Below are 14,762 nucleotides of genomic sequence, written 5' to 3'. Positions count from 1 at the left end.
CCTCGGCGTGGCGGCCGATCAGCGGATCGATCTTGCCGGTCTTGGCCTTCTCGTTGAGATTGACGCAATAAGCCTTCAGGGCGTCCTGCTGCTTCTTGGCGCCGCCTTCTTCCTCGGTGCCGCGAGCGGCATTGGGCTTGCTCTCGGCTTCGCCTTCCTCGGCGCCACGCGGCGTGCGGTTCTCCGAAGAGCCGGCGCGCTTGCCGATGCCATGCGAGATGTAGTTGACCGCGTCGTAGCGGGTCATTTCCTGCTCCTGCAGGAAGTATGCAGCATGGCTTTCGCGCTCGGCGAAGATGGCGACGAGCACGTTGGCGCCGGTCACTTCCTCGCGGCCGGACGACTGCACATGGATCACGGCACGCTGAATGACACGCTGGAAGCCGGAGGTCGGCTTCGAGTCTTCATCGTATCCGGTGATCAGGTTGGAAAGTTCATTGTCGACGTATTCGACGAGCGTCTTCTTCAGCGCGACGAGGTCGACGTTGCAGGCACCCATGACGGCTGCCGCATCGGCGTCGTCGATCAGGGCGAGCAGCAGATGCTCGAGCGTCGCATATTCGTGATGCCGCTCGTTGGCAAAGGTCAGTGCCTGATGGAGCGCCTTCTCAAGACTAGGCGAAAATGTTGGCACGTTCAGATCCTCACTTCTTTTCCATGACGCATTGCAGCGGATGCTGGTGCTGTCGGGCGAAGTCCATCACCTGGCTCACCTTGGTTTCCGCCACCTCGTATGTAAATGTTCCGCATTCGCCAACGCCGTGGTTGTGGACATGCAGCATGATGCGGGTGGCACTTTCACGGTCCTTCTGAAAAAACCGCTCCAGGATGTGGATGACGAATTCCATGGGCGTGTAGTCGTCGTTCAGAATAAGCACGCGGTACAGGTTAGGCTTCTTGGTCTTCGGTTTGGTGCGCGTTATGACCGAGGTGCCGCGATTTCCGTTATCCCCGTTCCTTTCGCTATCATCCTGCATCCGGACGGGCGTTGCGATCATTTTCATTCGTTCCTCGATCAACCCGGCGGAGCATGGGAGATGTGCTTTACCCGCCGAATGTCTGACTACTAACTTAGTTCATAATAGAGCGATTTTAAGCCCCTTGCTTCACACTGCAATCACAATTCGCCCGCGTCAGGCGCAAAGACACAAAAATAGCGCGCAGATTTGAGACTGCCTGACGGCAAAACAAAAAGACCGGCTGCAGATGCGTAGCCGGTCTTTGTATTTCAAGAGGTAAGAGACGTGTGCGCTAAGCTTAGGCCGCCGTCTGCGTCGCAACCGGCGCCGGCTTCATTGCCTTGGCGGCGGCCGCGACCGGCGCCTCATAGGGCTTGTAGGCGCTCTTGGCGATGTCGGAGTACATTTCCGTCAGCTTCGTCGCTTCGGCGACAAAGTTTTCATAGGCGGACTTCACATAGCTGGTCTGCAACTCGAAGACTGCTTCGAAGCTGCGGGCGCCCGAAAGCGTCTCGAAATGCGTGACAGCGTCCTGAAAAGACTTCTTGGAATATTCGGTGGTTTCCGTCGCGATCGCCTGCAGGCCCTTGGCGGTTTCCGAGTAGCTTTTCAGCACCGCGTCCATGGCTTCCTTGCTCTTGCGATTCGTGTCCTCAAAATTCAGCATGACTATCCTCCTGGTCCTGCGTGCGCGGGCCTCCTTGCCCTGCCTCAGCCACAAAGGTTAGCTGCACCGCACACGAAGTCAAGCGACTTTGTGCAATGCAAAACAATCATTGGTTGCGGTAGCAATTGTAATTCTGGCCCGATTTCCGAGCGACGTACGTCTTTAATTGATTTCGCTAAAATATATCAGGCGGCCGCAACCGTAAGCTTTGAATAAAAACTCGGTTGCGAGCCGCGAATACTTCTCGACGACTATCAGTCGAGCAGATCGGCCGGAACCTTGCCGCCATTCTCCGACAGCTTCTTCAGAAGCGCCTTGTGCAGGAACATGTTCATCGTCGCCGAGTCGTTCTTGTCGCCGGTATAGCCGAGCTCGGTCGCCAGCTCCTTGCGCTCGGTCAGGCTCGCATCCATGCCGACTGCCTTCATCAAATCGACGATCGAACGGCGCCAATCGAGCTTCTGGCCATTCTTCTTGACGGCGGCGTCGAGCACCATGGCGATATCGACCGAGGTCGATGGCGCGGAGGTGGCTGGCGATGTGGGTGCAGGGGTCGGAGACGGGCTTGGGGCCGCGGAGGGCGATATCGGTGCCTGCGCAGGCTCGATCTTAGGTGCAGCGGCCGGCGTTGCCTCGGCGGCGTGTGCCTCACCCCAGATTGCGTGTTTGATCTTGTCGAAAATACCCATGTCCGGTTTCCCCTTGATGGCGCTCGAGCACATGCTCAAGCCCAAGATGGGGCGCAAGACCCGGTGGTCCAGAGCGGGACCAGCAATTTCGGCCAGGCCGCGATGCCGCGGCCCAGGCACAATCGGTGCGAGAAGGACCTCGCGACCGGATCAGAGATCGACGTCGAGGATCGCCATCGAGAAGTTGTACGAGCGGTCGCCGTCCTCGTCATCGATGTAGACGACGCCCAGAAATTCCTCGCCCATGTAGACTTCAGCGGAATCGTTCTTGCGCGGACGTGCCTTGACGATCATTTCCGGGTTGAACGTGCGTTTGAAATAGGCGTCGAGTTTCTTGATTTCTTCGGGCTTCACACTGCATCTCCTGAGCGGTCTCAATGGCCGCTTTTTGCATGGGAAAGTTGGGCCTGTAAAGGCGCGGAGCCGGTAGTGACACCGCTTTCCCCGCCGTTCTTCAGGCCATGTTGTCGCTATAAGCGACACGAAAGCGCCTAGATGTCGGCGCCCATCACCTGATCCATGATCACCTGGTCCATGAGCCTGGATGGTTCCGAACAGCCGGCCGTGCCGACCACCTTGGCGGGTACGCCCGCGACCGTCGTCTTCGGCGGCACCGCCTTCAGCACGACGGAGCCGGCGGCGATGCGCGAGCAATGACCGATCTCGATATTGCCGAGGATCTTGGCACCCGCGCCGATCAGCACGCCACTAGCGATCTTCGGATGGCGATCGGCCCCCTCCTTGCCGGTGCCACCGAGCGTGACGCCGTGCAGGATCGAGACGTTGTCGCCGATGACGGCGGTCTCGCCGACGACGAGGCCCGTCGCGTGATCGAGGAAGATGCCACGACCGATACGGGCGGCCGGGTTGATATCGGTCTGGAAGACGCTCGACGAGCGGCTCTGCAGGTAGAGCGCCAGATCACGACGGCCGCGATTGAGCAGCCAGTGCGCGAGACGATGCGTCTGCAGCGCGTGGAAACCCTTGAAATAGAGCAGCGCTTCCATGAAGCGCAGGCATGCCGGATCGCGGTCGTAGACGGCCTGGATATCAACGCGCAGGATGGCACCCCATTCCGGCCAGTCGGCCAGCATCTGGTCGAAGGTCTGGCGCAGCAGGATCGCCTGCATATCGGGATGATCAAGGCGCTCGCAGATGCGGTAGATCACGCATTCCTCGAGCGAGCGATGGTTGAGCACGGTGGAATACAGAAATGCCGCCAGCACCGGATCGGCTTCGGCGGCAAGACGCGCTTCCTCGCGCAGGCTATCCCAGATCGGGTCCATCGCCTTGAGCGAACCTTGGGTCTCAAGAGGACGAATGTCTGACTTCGCGACCATCGAGGTCTCCTTGTCTTCCGGACGGCATTCCACCCGGGCATTGTATTCCGGCCGGATCGCGCGATCCGGCTACGCCACTGGCGCCTGAGTGTCACCCTATATAGGGCAAAATCCGGCTGATATAAATGGGTCGACGGAAACAGCTTTTCGCTATTTCCGCATTTTGGTGAACGATCGTCCTTGCGCGCCCGCCCCTGATGTCACCGGGCGGAGAGTTCAGCGTAGAAGTCCAGCACGGCCGCCTTGAACACCTTGTCGCCGACGGCAAGCATGTGGTCGCGGCCGGGGATGTCGAGCGCGCGGGCATCGGGCATCAGCGCCGCCAGCTCCTGTGGAGAGCCGGCAATATCGTCCTTGGTTCCGACGGCGACCAGCGTCGGCGCCTCGATCTTTGCCATGTCGCTTCGTTCGACCAGATCGCGCGAGCCCCTGATGCAGGCGGCGAGCGCCTGGCGGTCGCTCTTCGTCTGCTCGGCGAAGGCGCGGAACATCCGGCCGCGGGCATGGGTGACGCCATCAATCGACGGCGCGAGAAGCGCGTCTGCGATCGGGTCCCAATCGCCGACACCATCGGTCATGCCGATGCCGAGGCCGCCGAGCACCAGCGAACGGACGCGATCGGGCCTGCTGAGCGTCGCGAAGACCGAGATGCGCGCGCCCATCGAATAGCCGATCAGGTTGGCTTCCGGGATGCCGAGATGATCGAGCAACGCGATGGAATCAGCGGCCATGATCCACGGGCGATAGGCTTCGGAATCATGCGGCTTGTCGCTTGCGCCGTGGCCTCTATTGTCCATCGCGATCACCCGGTATCCGGCCTCGCCCAGCGTTTTCAGCCAGCCCGGGTAGACCCAGTTGACGCTAGCGGTCGAGGCGAAGCCGTGGATGAGCAGCACCGGCGGCCCCTCGGGATTTCCCTCGTCGAAATAGGAAAGGTTGAGGCCGTCGTGCACGAAGGTCGAAAAGGCAGGCGTATTCAAGTTCATCGGGGCAGTCCTGTTTTGCCGGGACCATATTTTATCGGGCCGCTGACGGGAACCCCTGCCCCAATCAAAAAACACGGCCCAAAAGCGCCTCCAAAAACTATCGGGCGCGCCTCTCCTTTGGCTCGACACATTTCCGGCGACGCACTATAAGGTGCGCACGTTTTCAAAGGCATTCGGAGATCCCTCATGGCCGGTCACAATATCCCTCACTTCCAGAACGACGGCGGACACCGTGTCATCGAAGTCGGCGTGAAGGAATTCATGTGCACCGGCGCCTCCGTTCCCTACGACCACCCGCATATCTTCATCGACATGGGCGACGAGAACGAGAAGGTCTGTTCCTACTGCTCGACCCTCTACCGCTTCAACGGCACACTGAAGGCCACCCAGACGAACCCGGCCGGTTGCGTCTTCCACTTCCAGGTCGCCTAAGTCACACGTCGCTTAATTCACCGAAACACAGATTGGATCGACCATGTCGGTCGAACATGCCGCTATTATCGGAGCGGGCGTCGCTGGTCTGACGGCGGCGCTGGCACTCGCCAGGCATGGCATTCGCTCCGAGATCTTCGAGCAGGCGCCGGAGCTGACCGAGGTGGGCGCCGGGCTGCAGATATCGCCCAATGCGTCGCGCATCCTCGACAAGCTCGGTGTTCTCGACCTGCTGACGCCGATCTGGCTCGAGCCGAACAGTATTCGCCTGATCTCCGGCACGTCCTTGCATGAACTGGCGGCCGTGCCATCGGGCCCCGCCGCGCGCGCTCGCTGGGAAGCGCCCTACGGGGTGCTGCATCGCACCAGCCTGCAAGGCGCGCTGCTTGCCGCCGTCAAAGACAATCCGCACTGCACGCTGCATCTCGGCTCGCGCATCGAAAGCGGCGATATCGCCTCCATTACCCACGCGGGCGGTGTGATCATCGGCGCCGATGGCGTCTGGTCGAAGACGCGCAATCTTGTCGCCGACAGCCCCTCCTCACGGTTTTCCGGCAACATCGCCTATCGCTTCACCGTCTCGGCGGCGGATGCGCGGGGTATCCTCAACCGCGAGAGCGTCTCGGCCTTTCTCGGACCATCGGCGCATCTGGTCGCCTATCCGCTGCGCGAGACCGACAGCTTCAACATGGTGGCGATCACCACGGGCCATGCAGCCACGCGCGAGTGGCTGGCGCAGCCGACGCAGGCGCAGCGCCAACAGCTGCTCGCCCGCTTCTCGCGCTGGAACCCGGCGCTGCTGTCGCTGTTTGAAAAATCCGGCGAGATGACCTTCTGGCCGCTTTACGAGGCAACGCGCGGCAAGTGGCAGAACGGCCGCGATACGGTGCTGATCGGGGATGCGGCGCATGCGATGATGCCATTTGCAGCGCAGGGTGCCGCGATGGCGATCGAGGACGCCTATGAACTGGCGTCGTTTCTGGCCAAGCGTCCCGTTTCAGAAGCGCTGCCGCTCTTCGAAGCGCATCGCGTCCCGCGCGTGAACCGGCTGCGCCAGCGCGGCGCGTTCAACCAGTTCGTCTATCACGCCCGCGGTCCATTCCGGATCGGGCGTGATATCGTTCTCTCTCTGAAGCCGCCGCAAAGTCTCGCGGCGGATCTTGACTGGATCTACGCTTACCGCGCGATCGACTGACAGCGTCGCTGATCAGACAGCCTTGGCGGCGGCGAAGCCGCGCTCGATGTCGAGCTTGATATCGGCAACATCCTCGAGACCGATCTGCAGGCGGATCACCGGACCCTCGGTCGGCGCCTTGGTGACGCGGCGGTCGTTCAGGTTGACGTGGACCGCCAGGCTTTCGAAACCACCCCAGGACCAGCCGAGACCGAAAATCTTCAGCGCATCGAGGAAGGCATGCGCCTTTGGCTTGAAGGCGCCCGGGTCATCGGCCTTCAGCACGAAGGAGAAGATGCCGCTGGCGCCCTTGAAGTCGCGCTTCCAGAGTTCATGACCCGGGAAGCTTGGCAGCGCCGGATGCAGCACCGCGGCCACGTCTTCGTGGCCTTCCAGCCATTTGGCGACGGTGAGCGCGCTTTCGTAGTGACGCTCGAGGCGCACGCCCATGGTGCGCAGGCCGCGCAGGATCTGGTAGGCATCGTCAGGCGCACCGCAGATGCCGAGCGTGATGTTGGCCTCGTGCAGTTGCTCCCAATGCTTGGCATTGGCCGAAACCGTGCCCATCAGGATATCGGAGTGGCCGGACGGATATTTCGTCGCCGCGTGGATCGAGATATCGACGCCGAAGTCGAGCGGCCGGAAATAGACCGGCGTTGCCCAGGTATTGTCCATCGTCACCACCGCGCCATGCTTGTGAGCGATCGCGGCGATAGCCGGGATATCCTGCATCTCGAAGGTGTTGGAGCCCGGCGCTTCCGTGTGCACCAGCTTGGTGTTCGGCTTGATCAGCGTCTCTATGCCGACACCGATCGCCGGATCGTAGTATTCGACGGAAACGCCGAGGCGCTTCAGCATCGTGTCGCAGAAATGGCGGGTCGGGCCATAGACCGAATCGACCACCAGCGCATGATCGCCCGACGACAGGAAAGCCAGGAACGGCACGGTGACGGCGGCGAGACCCGACGGAACCAGGATCGTTCCGGCCGATCCCTCGAGCGCGTCGATCGCCTCGCAAAGAGCATCGGTGGTCGGCGTTCCGCGTGTTCCGTAGGTGTATTTCTGCGCCCGCTGATCCATCGCCTTGGCATTGGGAAACAGCACCGTGGACGCGTGCACGACGGGCGGATTGACGAAGCCATGATAGTCGGAAGGGTCATTGCCGATATGCGAAAGGCGGGTATTGATGCCGGCGTTTTGAAGCAGGCCGTCTCTATCTGTCATGTCTAATTAAGCCTTTGGAATGAACGCTCTTTGCGGAAGTCTTGGACCTCTCCAAAGGCGGGGTCAACCCCGCTCACGTAACGTAAAGTCGACGAACAGAACCGGTCGGTACGGCAATTATCCAGATATATCAGAGAGTTTACGCGATTTTTTTCGCCAAACACTGCCTTTTGGGTAATCAATTGCTCATTTTGTGAGCCGCGCTTAGCAAATTGCCGAAATATCACGCAATCTTGTGGCGCGAGACTTGACCGTGGTGACATTTCCGACTGTGATAGACCCACTCGCGCCGGGAGGGTGTCGGGTCGCTTGGGGGGTCTGCATGCTTCTGCGGATGCTCCCACAATAAACAAAAGATAACGGAAAAAGGTTGGGAAAAATGAAGATTAAGCTTCTGTCGGTCGCCATTGGCGCAGCAGTCTTCGCACTTGGCGCTTCGGCAGCTTCGGCGACGACGCTCGGGGACGTAAAAGCAAAAGGGTTCGTTCAGTGCGGCGTCAACACCGGCCTGACCGGTTTCGCGGCACCTGACGCTTCCGGCAACTGGGCCGGTTTCGACGTCGATTTCTGCAAGGCCGTTGCATCCGCCGTCTTCGGCGATCCGACCAAGGTGAAGTACACGCCGACCAACGCCAAGGAGCGCTTCACGGCGCTGCAGTCCGGCGAAATCGACGTTCTGTCGCGTAACACGACTTGGACCATCAACCGCGACACCGCTCTCGGCTTCAACTTCCGCCCGATCACCTATTACGACGGTCAGGGCTTCATGGTTCGCAAGAGCCTGAACGTGAAGTCGGCTCTCGAACTCTCGGGCGCGGCCATCTGCGTACAGTCCGGCACGACGACCGAGCTCAACCTCGCCGACTACTTCAAGGCCAACAACCTGCAGTACAATCCGGTGGTTTTCGAAAAGCTCGAGGAAGTCAACGCGGCCTATGATTCGGGCCGTTGCGACGTCTACACCACCGACCAGTCCGGCCTCTACTCGCTGCGTCTGACGCTGAAGAACCCCGACGAGCACATGATCCTGCCTGAGATCATCTCCAAGGAGCCGCTCGGCCCGGCCGTTCGCCAGGGCGACGACCAGTGGTTCGACATCGTTTCCTGGACGGCTTACGCGCTGATCAATGCCGAGGAATTCGGCATCACTCAGGCCAACGTCGACGAGATGAAGAACTCGCCGAACCCGGATATCAAGCGCTTCCTCGGCTCCGAGGCTGACACCAAGATCGGCACCGATCTCGGTCTCACCAACGACTGGGCTGCAAACGTCATCAAGGGCGTCGGCAACTACGGCGAAATCTTCGAGCGCAATATCGGCCAGGGCAGCCCGCTGAAGATCGCTCGTGGCCTGAACGCGCTGTGGAACAAGGGCGGCATCCAGTACGCACCTCCGGTCCGCTAATCGGCCCCATATGAAAGCCCGGAAAGGCGGCCAAGCCGCCTTTCCGTCTTCCAAAAAAGAAAAGCCCTAAAAGGGGCACACAGGGGAAAGGCTCGGCATGGCGCAGCAAGAGGCGGCTCACACCACACCCATATCCGAAAGCGGCTGGAACTACCGGTCCGTACTCAACGACCCGAAATATCGGGGCATCTTCTTCCAGGTCATCACCGTCGTCGCACTCGTCGGCCTCGTCTGGTGGATCGCGCACAACACCGCGGCCAACCTCGCACGCAGCAACACGGCCTCGGGCTTCGGCTTCCTGCGCGGCCGCGCCGGCTTCGAAATCGGCCAGTCGCTGATCTCCTACACCAGCGATTCGACCTACGGACGCGCTCTTGTCGTCGGCATCCTCAACACCATGCTGGTGGCCATCACCGGCATCATCACGGCGACCATCATCGGCTTCATCGTCGGCATCGGGCGCCTGTCGCACAACTGGCTGATCGCCAAGCTCTGCCAGATCTACGTCGAGGTGTTCCGCAACATCCCGCCGCTGCTCGTCATCTTCTTCTGGTATTCCGGCGTTCTCGCCGTTCTGCCGCAGCCGCGTGAATCGCTGCACCTGCCGTTCAGCATGTTCCTCAACAATCGCGGCCTGGCCTTCCCTCGCCCGATCTTCGAGAGCGGCATGCTCGCGGTGCTCGCCGCCTTCGTGATCGCGATCATCGCCGTCATCTTCATGGCGCGCTGGGCGCACAAGCGGCAGGCGGCCACCGGCAAGCCGTTCCACACCATATGGGTGTCGATCGGGCTCATCGTCGGATTGCCCGTCGTGGCCTTCCTCGCATCGGGACTGCCGATGTCCTTCGACATTCCCGTTGCCGGCAAGTTCAACCTCACCGGCGGCTCGGTCGTCGGGCCTGAGTTCATGTCGCTGTTCCTGGCGCTGTCCTTCTACACCGCCTCCTTCATCGCCGAGATCGTTCGCGGCGGTATCCGGGGTGTGCCGAAGGGCCAGTCGGAAGCGGCCGGCGCGCTCGGTCTGCATCCCTCCAGCGTCACGCGCCTCGTCGTCGTGCCGCAGGCCATGCGCATCATCATTCCGCCGCTGACGAGCCAGTATCTCAACCTCACCAAGAACTCGTCGCTGGCGATCGCCATCGGCTTCTCCGACCTCGTCGCGGTCGGCGGCACCATCATGAACCAGAGTGGCCAGGCGATCGAGATCGTCTGCATCTGGGGTATCATCTACCTCGGACTGAGCATTCTCACCTCGCTATTCATGAACTGGTTCAACGCCAAGATGGCCCTGGTGGAGAGATAAGACGATGTCCGTATCGAAGAACTCCTTCGTCCGAACCACCATGCTGTCGCCCGAACCCGCCCCGGCGGGAGAAAAGGGCGTCACTGCCTGGGTCCGCAAGAACCTTCTGGCGACGCCGAAAGACGTCGTGCTGACGGTGCTTGCGCTAGCGCTCATCCTCTGGGCGGTGCCGCACATCGTCAACTGGCTGTTCATCGAGGCCGTCTGGTCCGGTCCCGACCGCACCTTCTGCGCAACGACAGTCCAGGGCGGCGTTCAGCCCGAGGGCTGGAGCGGCGCCTGCTGGGCCTTCGTGCAGGCCAAGTACGACCAGTTCATCTTCGGCCGCTATCCGATCAGCGACCGCTGGCGCCCGACCATCGTCGGCATCCTGTTCGTGGCACTCTTGGTGCCGATGCTGATCCCGTCGGTGCCGCGCAAGGGTCTGAACGCGATCCTGCTGTTCCTCGTCCTGCCGGTCGTTTCCTTCTGGCTGCTTTACGGCGGCTTCGGTCTCGAGGTCGTGGAAACGTCGCTCTGGGGCGGCCTGATGGTGACGCTGATCCTGTCCTTCGTCAGCATCGCGGTCTCCTTCCCCTGCGGCATCCTGCTCGCGCTCGGTCGGCGATCGAAGATGCCCGTCATCCGCATGGTCTGCGTGGCCTTCATCGAAATCGTCCGCGGCGTGCCGCTGATCACCGTCCTCTTCATGGCAAGCGTCATGCTGCCGCTGTTCCTGCCGACCGGCTGGACCATCGACAAGCTGCTGCGCGCACTGATCGGGGTGTCGATCTTCACCTCGGCCTACATGGCCGAAGTCATCCGCGGCGGCCTGCAGGCCATTCCGAAGGGCCAGTTCGAGGGCGCGGATTCGCTCGGCCTCGGCTACTGGCAGAAGACCCGGCTGGTGATCATGCCGCAGGCGATCAAGCTGGTTATCCCCAGCATCGTCAACACCTTCATCGGCACCTTCAAGGATACGTCGCTGGTGTCGATCATCGGCATGTTCGACCTGTTGAACATCGTGCGCCTGAACTTCTCTGACGCCAACTGGGCCAGTGCGGTGACGCCTTTGACCGGCCTGATCTTCGCGGGCTTCGTTTTCTGGCTTTTCTGCTTCGGCATGTCACGCTATTCAAACTTCATGGAACGCCACCTCGACACTGGCCACAAACGATAAGAGCAAGGGGAAAAATCATGGCTGAAGCCCAACCCAAAAAGATGACCGTGTCGGCAACCGATGTTGCCATTGAGATCATCGGCATGAACAAGTGGTACGGTGATTTCCACGTGCTGCGCGACATCAACCTGAAGGTCATGCGCGGCGAGCGCATCGTCATTGCCGGCCCTTCGGGCTCCGGCAAGTCGACGATGATCCGCTGCATCAACCGTCTGGAAGAACACCAGAAGGGCCAGATCATCGTCGATGGCACGGAACTCACCAACGACCTGAAGAAGATCGACGAAGTGCGCCGCGAAGTCGGCATGGTCTTCCAGCACTTCAACCTCTTCCCGCACCTGACGATCCTGGAAAACTGCACGCTGGCGCCGATCTGGGTGCGCAAGATGCCGAAGAAGCAGGCCGAAGAGATCGCCATGCACTTCCTCAAGCGCGTCAAGATCCCCGAGCAGGCCAACAAGTATCCGGGCCAGCTCTCCGGCGGTCAGCAGCAGCGCGTGGCAATCGCCCGCTCGCTGTGCATGAACCCGAAGATCATGCTGTTCGACGAGCCGACATCGGCGCTCGACCCTGAAATGATCAAGGAAGTGCTCGACACCATGGTCGGTCTTGCCGAAGAAGGCATGACGATGCTGTGCGTCACCCACGAAATGGGCTTCGCCCGCCAGGTCGCCAACCGCGTCATCTTCATGGACCAGGGCCAGATCGTCGAACAGAACTCGCCCGCCGAGTTCTTCGACAATCCGCAGCACGAGCGCACCAAGCTCTTCCTCAGCCAGATCCTGCACTAGGACTGCGGTAACAACGCTTAATGAAAAACCCGCCGGGCGAAGGCCGCGGCGGGTTTTCTGTTTCTAGCGTTTCTGATGGTGCCTTACACCAACATAAAATGCCGAAATCAGCCCTTCAGCTTGGCATTGCAGAGGCTGTAGAAGCCACCGCCCTTCTGGATCCACTTCAGGCCGTTCAGCGTGTTGGCGTCCTTGTTGGTGTGGTAGGAATCGACGCAAGTGTGCATGCGGCCCTTGCCGGGAGTTTCCTTGGCGTATTTGGGAGAAATCGCCGTCGGGAAGGTCACGCCCTTGGGAGCGTCCATGGTCGGCTTTTCAGGCTCGGCGCCGGTCGCCATCGTAACGTCAGGCTCGGCGGTCGCATCCGGGCCGCACTGCGCCTTGCGGAAGTCGTTCCACTTGATGTCCTTGGCGGAACCATCCGCCTGCGCCGACTTGTACTTGGCGCTGCACTCTTTCATCGAGAGCGCCGAGGACGGCGTGGCGAAGGCGAGCGCGCCGAGCAGGGAAACAGAGGCAAGAATTGTCAGATGCTTGATCATGGTCATTCCTCCAAAGCCTTATATGCAGGCTAAGCCACTCTTATCCCGGCGCATTTTGTTGTCAACGCGGCTTTTTCGATGGTTGCGCGAATATTGCGTGACACCAATACGCGCAGCTCGCAGCGGCCACGCTTTAGGCTCCACACTGCCATCGCCCCCTACTCCGCCGTCCTTTCACGCGACCGTGAGCGGGTGTATAGTCGCGCCGCTGGTTCTTCCCTGCATTTTTATGGAGGATGACATGCGCCAACCCGACATGCAAAAAGTGGATGCCCTCGTCGGCCGGCTGGTCGGCGATATCGGCGCCGCCGTATCCGGCTCCCTGGTGGTGCTCGGCGACGACGTCGGACTGTTCAAGGCGATGAGCGACGGCGAGCCCGTGACCGCCGCCGAGCTTGCGGAAAAGACGGCGGTCAAGGAGCGCTATCTGCGCGAATGGCTGTCGGCGCTCGCCGCCGCCGACTATTTGACCTATGACGAAAAGACCGACCGCTTCCGGCTGACGCCGGAGCAGGCGCTTGTCTTCGCCGACGAGGACAGCCCCGCCTTCTTCACCGGCGCGTTCCAGCTGGTGCAGGCGATGTGGACGGACGAGCCGAAGGTGGCCGACGCCTTCCGCACCGGCAAGGGGCTCGGCTGGCACGAGCACAGCAACTGCCTGTTTCGCGGCACCGAGCGCTTCTTCCGCACCGGCTACAACAACAGCCTTGTCACCGAGTGGATACCGGCGCTCGATGGCGTCGAGAAAAAGCTGAAGGCCGGCGCCAAGGTGGCCGATGTCGGCTGCGGCCATGGCAGCTCGACCATCCTGATGGCGCAGGCCTATCCCGCCTCGCGCTTCGTCGGCTACGACTACCACATGCCGTCGATCGAACGCGCACGGATGGCGGCCAAGGAGGCCGGCGTATCCGACCGCGTCAGCTTCGAGCAGGCCTCGGCCGCGAGCTTCCCGGCAGGAAGCTACGACCTTGTCGCCATGTTCGATTGCCTGCACGACATGGGCGATCCCGTCGGCGCGGGAAAGCATGTGAAGGAAACGCTTGCGCCCGGCGGCACCTGGATGATCGTCGAGCCCTTCGCGCATGATCACCTCAAGGACAATCTCAACCCTGTCGGCCGCGTCTACTACGGCGCCTCGACGATGATCTGCACGCCCGCCTCGATGTCGCAGGAGGTCGGACTGGCGCTCGGGGCGCAGGCCGGTGAAACGCGATTGCGCAAGGTGGCGCTCGACGCCGGCTTCAAGCATTTCCACCGCGCCACCGAAACGCCGTTCAACATGGTGTTCGAGGTTCGCGCTTGAAAAGAGGCCGACATCCACGGCCCGGACAGGATCGACGTATCGCCAAACGCTGAAAATAGCCGTTAACTATCAACCAGATAGGGAAAAGATCAGCGCATCGCCATTTTTATGCGTTTTGCCGCTTGCGGGAATCCAAGTGCCTGATTATAAGGGCGCCACCACGAAGGAAGCGCCCTTCGTCTATCGGTTAGGACACCAGATTTTCATTCTGGGAAGAGGGGTTCGACTCCCCTAGGGCGTGCCATCGTGGTTGATTTCATTACATTTTCTTGAGTTTCGCCCGAGCAATACCGGAGTGATCACCCGCGCTCGGCGCTAACGCCATTCAGCGCATCGACGTCACGAAATGTCAGATGCGCGGCTTGGGTGCCGGTTCACGATCGGAATCGCCGGAGTTTGGCTCTCCCTTGGGCTCGATCAAGAGAACCTTGACTTCGTTCTTGGCTCGGGGACGATGAACAATCCCCTTGGGCACGACGAACAACTCGCCGGCCTTGATCGTGCGAGGCGGCTCCCCTTCGATATCCATCTCCATTTCACCTTCCAGCACGTAGAAAAAGTCATCTGTCGTGTCATGCTTGTGAAAAGGGTATTCGCCGATGAACTTAACGACCATCACGTCATTTTCGTTGTAGTCGGCGATGACGTGCGGATCCCAGTGACTTGAAAACTGGCTCAACTTCTCATCGAGATTGACTGTCTGCATCTGCATTTCCTCACTCCATTCCGTCATTGTCCGCGATCGAGACGATGATCTCTTCGCGACATCTGCCGTGGATGTGTCACAC

General features: G+C 60.8%; 17 protein-coding genes and 1 tRNA gene. 8 read left to right on the top strand and 10 right to left on the bottom strand.

Annotated elements, in window-relative coordinates; genetic code table 11:
- From B3605_RS01000 to B3605_RS00970, 7 genes are all read right to left on the bottom strand, one after another.
- A partial coding sequence (locus B3605_RS01000; protein WP_296431686.1) for a Clp protease N-terminal domain-containing protein occupies positions 1 to 634 on the bottom strand: 634 nt, incomplete at its 3' end.
- A 10-nt stretch (positions 635 to 644) separates the two neighbouring features.
- Complete coding sequence (gene clpS / locus B3605_RS00995; RefSeq protein WP_018900019.1) at positions 645 to 998, bottom strand: ATP-dependent Clp protease adapter ClpS; 354 nt, start codon at positions 996 to 998, stop codon at positions 645 to 647.
- 259 nt (positions 999 to 1,257) lie between these two features.
- Entirely contained in the window at positions 1,258 to 1,626 is a 369-nt protein-coding gene (locus tag B3605_RS00990; protein ID WP_112945699.1) for a phasin family protein, read from the bottom strand.
- A gap of 254 nt (positions 1,627 to 1,880) precedes the next feature.
- Positions 1,881 to 2,315 (bottom strand): DUF3597 domain-containing protein, encoded by a 435-nt coding sequence (locus B3605_RS00985; protein WP_111561397.1) that lies wholly within the window; start codon positions 2,313 to 2,315, stop codon positions 1,881 to 1,883.
- A gap of 150 nt (positions 2,316 to 2,465) precedes the next feature.
- Positions 2,466 to 2,669 carry a DUF3126 family protein gene (locus B3605_RS00980; RefSeq protein WP_018900022.1) on the bottom strand — a complete coding sequence of 68 codons (204 nt, stop codon included), beginning with the start codon at positions 2,667 to 2,669 and terminating at the stop codon, positions 2,466 to 2,468.
- 137 nt (positions 2,670 to 2,806) lie between these two features.
- Positions 2,807 to 3,655, bottom strand: a complete 849-nt coding sequence (cysE, locus tag B3605_RS00975; protein WP_026283285.1) for a serine O-acetyltransferase — start codon at positions 3,653 to 3,655, stop codon at positions 2,807 to 2,809.
- A gap of 200 nt (positions 3,656 to 3,855) precedes the next feature.
- The gene (locus tag B3605_RS00970; RefSeq protein WP_112945700.1) at positions 3,856 to 4,641 is read right to left on the bottom strand and encodes an alpha/beta fold hydrolase; all 786 of its coding nucleotides are present in this window, start codon (positions 4,639 to 4,641) and stop codon (positions 3,856 to 3,858) included.
- Positions 4,642 to 4,827: 186 nt separating this feature from the next.
- On the opposite strand from B3605_RS00970, the gene B3605_RS00965 reads away from it, so the two are divergent.
- Entirely contained in the window at positions 4,828 to 5,073 is a 246-nt protein-coding gene (locus B3605_RS00965) for a zinc-finger domain-containing protein (RefSeq protein ID WP_112945701.1), read from the top strand.
- 43 nt (positions 5,074 to 5,116) lie between these two features.
- On the top strand, positions 5,117 to 6,268 hold the full coding sequence (locus tag B3605_RS00960; RefSeq protein WP_112945702.1) for an FAD-dependent monooxygenase: 1,152 nt from the start codon (positions 5,117 to 5,119) through the stop codon (positions 6,266 to 6,268).
- Between the two features lie 12 nt (positions 6,269 to 6,280).
- On the opposite strand, the gene B3605_RS00955 is transcribed toward B3605_RS00960, so the two are convergent.
- Positions 6,281 to 7,471, bottom strand: a complete 1,191-nt coding sequence (locus tag B3605_RS00955) for a cystathionine beta-lyase (RefSeq protein WP_112945703.1) — start codon at positions 7,469 to 7,471, stop codon at positions 6,281 to 6,283.
- Between the two features lie 379 nt (positions 7,472 to 7,850).
- Between B3605_RS00955 and B3605_RS00950 the strand changes: the two genes are divergently transcribed.
- The 4 genes from B3605_RS00950 to B3605_RS00935 all read left to right on the top strand — a co-directional run bounded on the left by B3605_RS00950 (position 7,851) and on the right by B3605_RS00935 (position 12,129).
- Positions 7,851 to 8,876, top strand: a complete 1,026-nt coding sequence (locus B3605_RS00950; protein WP_018900028.1) for an amino acid ABC transporter substrate-binding protein — start codon at positions 7,851 to 7,853, stop codon at positions 8,874 to 8,876.
- Between the two features lie 97 nt (positions 8,877 to 8,973).
- Positions 8,974 to 10,179 (top strand): amino acid ABC transporter permease, encoded by a 1,206-nt coding sequence (locus B3605_RS00945; RefSeq protein WP_112945704.1) that lies wholly within the window; start codon positions 8,974 to 8,976, stop codon positions 10,177 to 10,179.
- Positions 10,180 to 10,183: 4 nt separating this feature from the next.
- Positions 10,184 to 11,338, top strand: coding sequence for an amino acid ABC transporter permease (locus tag B3605_RS00940; RefSeq protein WP_112945705.1), 1,155 nt, complete (start codon positions 10,184 to 10,186; stop codon positions 11,336 to 11,338).
- A gap of 17 nt (positions 11,339 to 11,355) precedes the next feature.
- Entirely contained in the window at positions 11,356 to 12,129 is a 774-nt protein-coding gene (locus B3605_RS00935; RefSeq protein ID WP_018900031.1) for an amino acid ABC transporter ATP-binding protein, read from the top strand.
- Positions 12,130 to 12,236: 107 nt separating this feature from the next.
- On the opposite strand, the gene B3605_RS00930 is transcribed toward B3605_RS00935, so the two are convergent.
- On the bottom strand, positions 12,237 to 12,671 hold the full coding sequence (locus tag B3605_RS00930; RefSeq protein WP_112433923.1) for a hypothetical protein: 435 nt from the start codon (positions 12,669 to 12,671) through the stop codon (positions 12,237 to 12,239).
- A 241-nt stretch (positions 12,672 to 12,912) separates the two neighbouring features.
- Between B3605_RS00930 and B3605_RS00925 the strand changes: the two genes are divergently transcribed.
- Positions 12,913 to 13,974 (top strand): class I SAM-dependent methyltransferase, encoded by a 1,062-nt coding sequence (locus B3605_RS00925; protein WP_112945707.1) that lies wholly within the window; start codon positions 12,913 to 12,915, stop codon positions 13,972 to 13,974.
- 169 nt (positions 13,975 to 14,143) lie between these two features.
- Positions 14,144 to 14,218, top strand: a tRNA-Glu gene (locus tag B3605_RS00920).
- 105 nt (positions 14,219 to 14,323) lie between these two features.
- On the opposite strand, the gene B3605_RS00915 is transcribed toward B3605_RS00920, so the two are convergent.
- Positions 14,324 to 14,680, bottom strand: a complete 357-nt coding sequence (locus B3605_RS00915; RefSeq protein WP_112941752.1) for a cupin domain-containing protein — start codon at positions 14,678 to 14,680, stop codon at positions 14,324 to 14,326.
- Between the last annotated feature and the right edge of the window lie 82 nt (positions 14,681 to 14,762).

Source organism: Rhizobium sp. UBA1881, from assembly GCF_002338015.1.
Lineage (GTDB): Bacteria > Pseudomonadota > Alphaproteobacteria > Rhizobiales > Rhizobiaceae > Rhizobium.
Note: the sequence above shows the minus strand (reverse complement) of the source record. Positions and strands in the feature narration are given on the sequence as shown.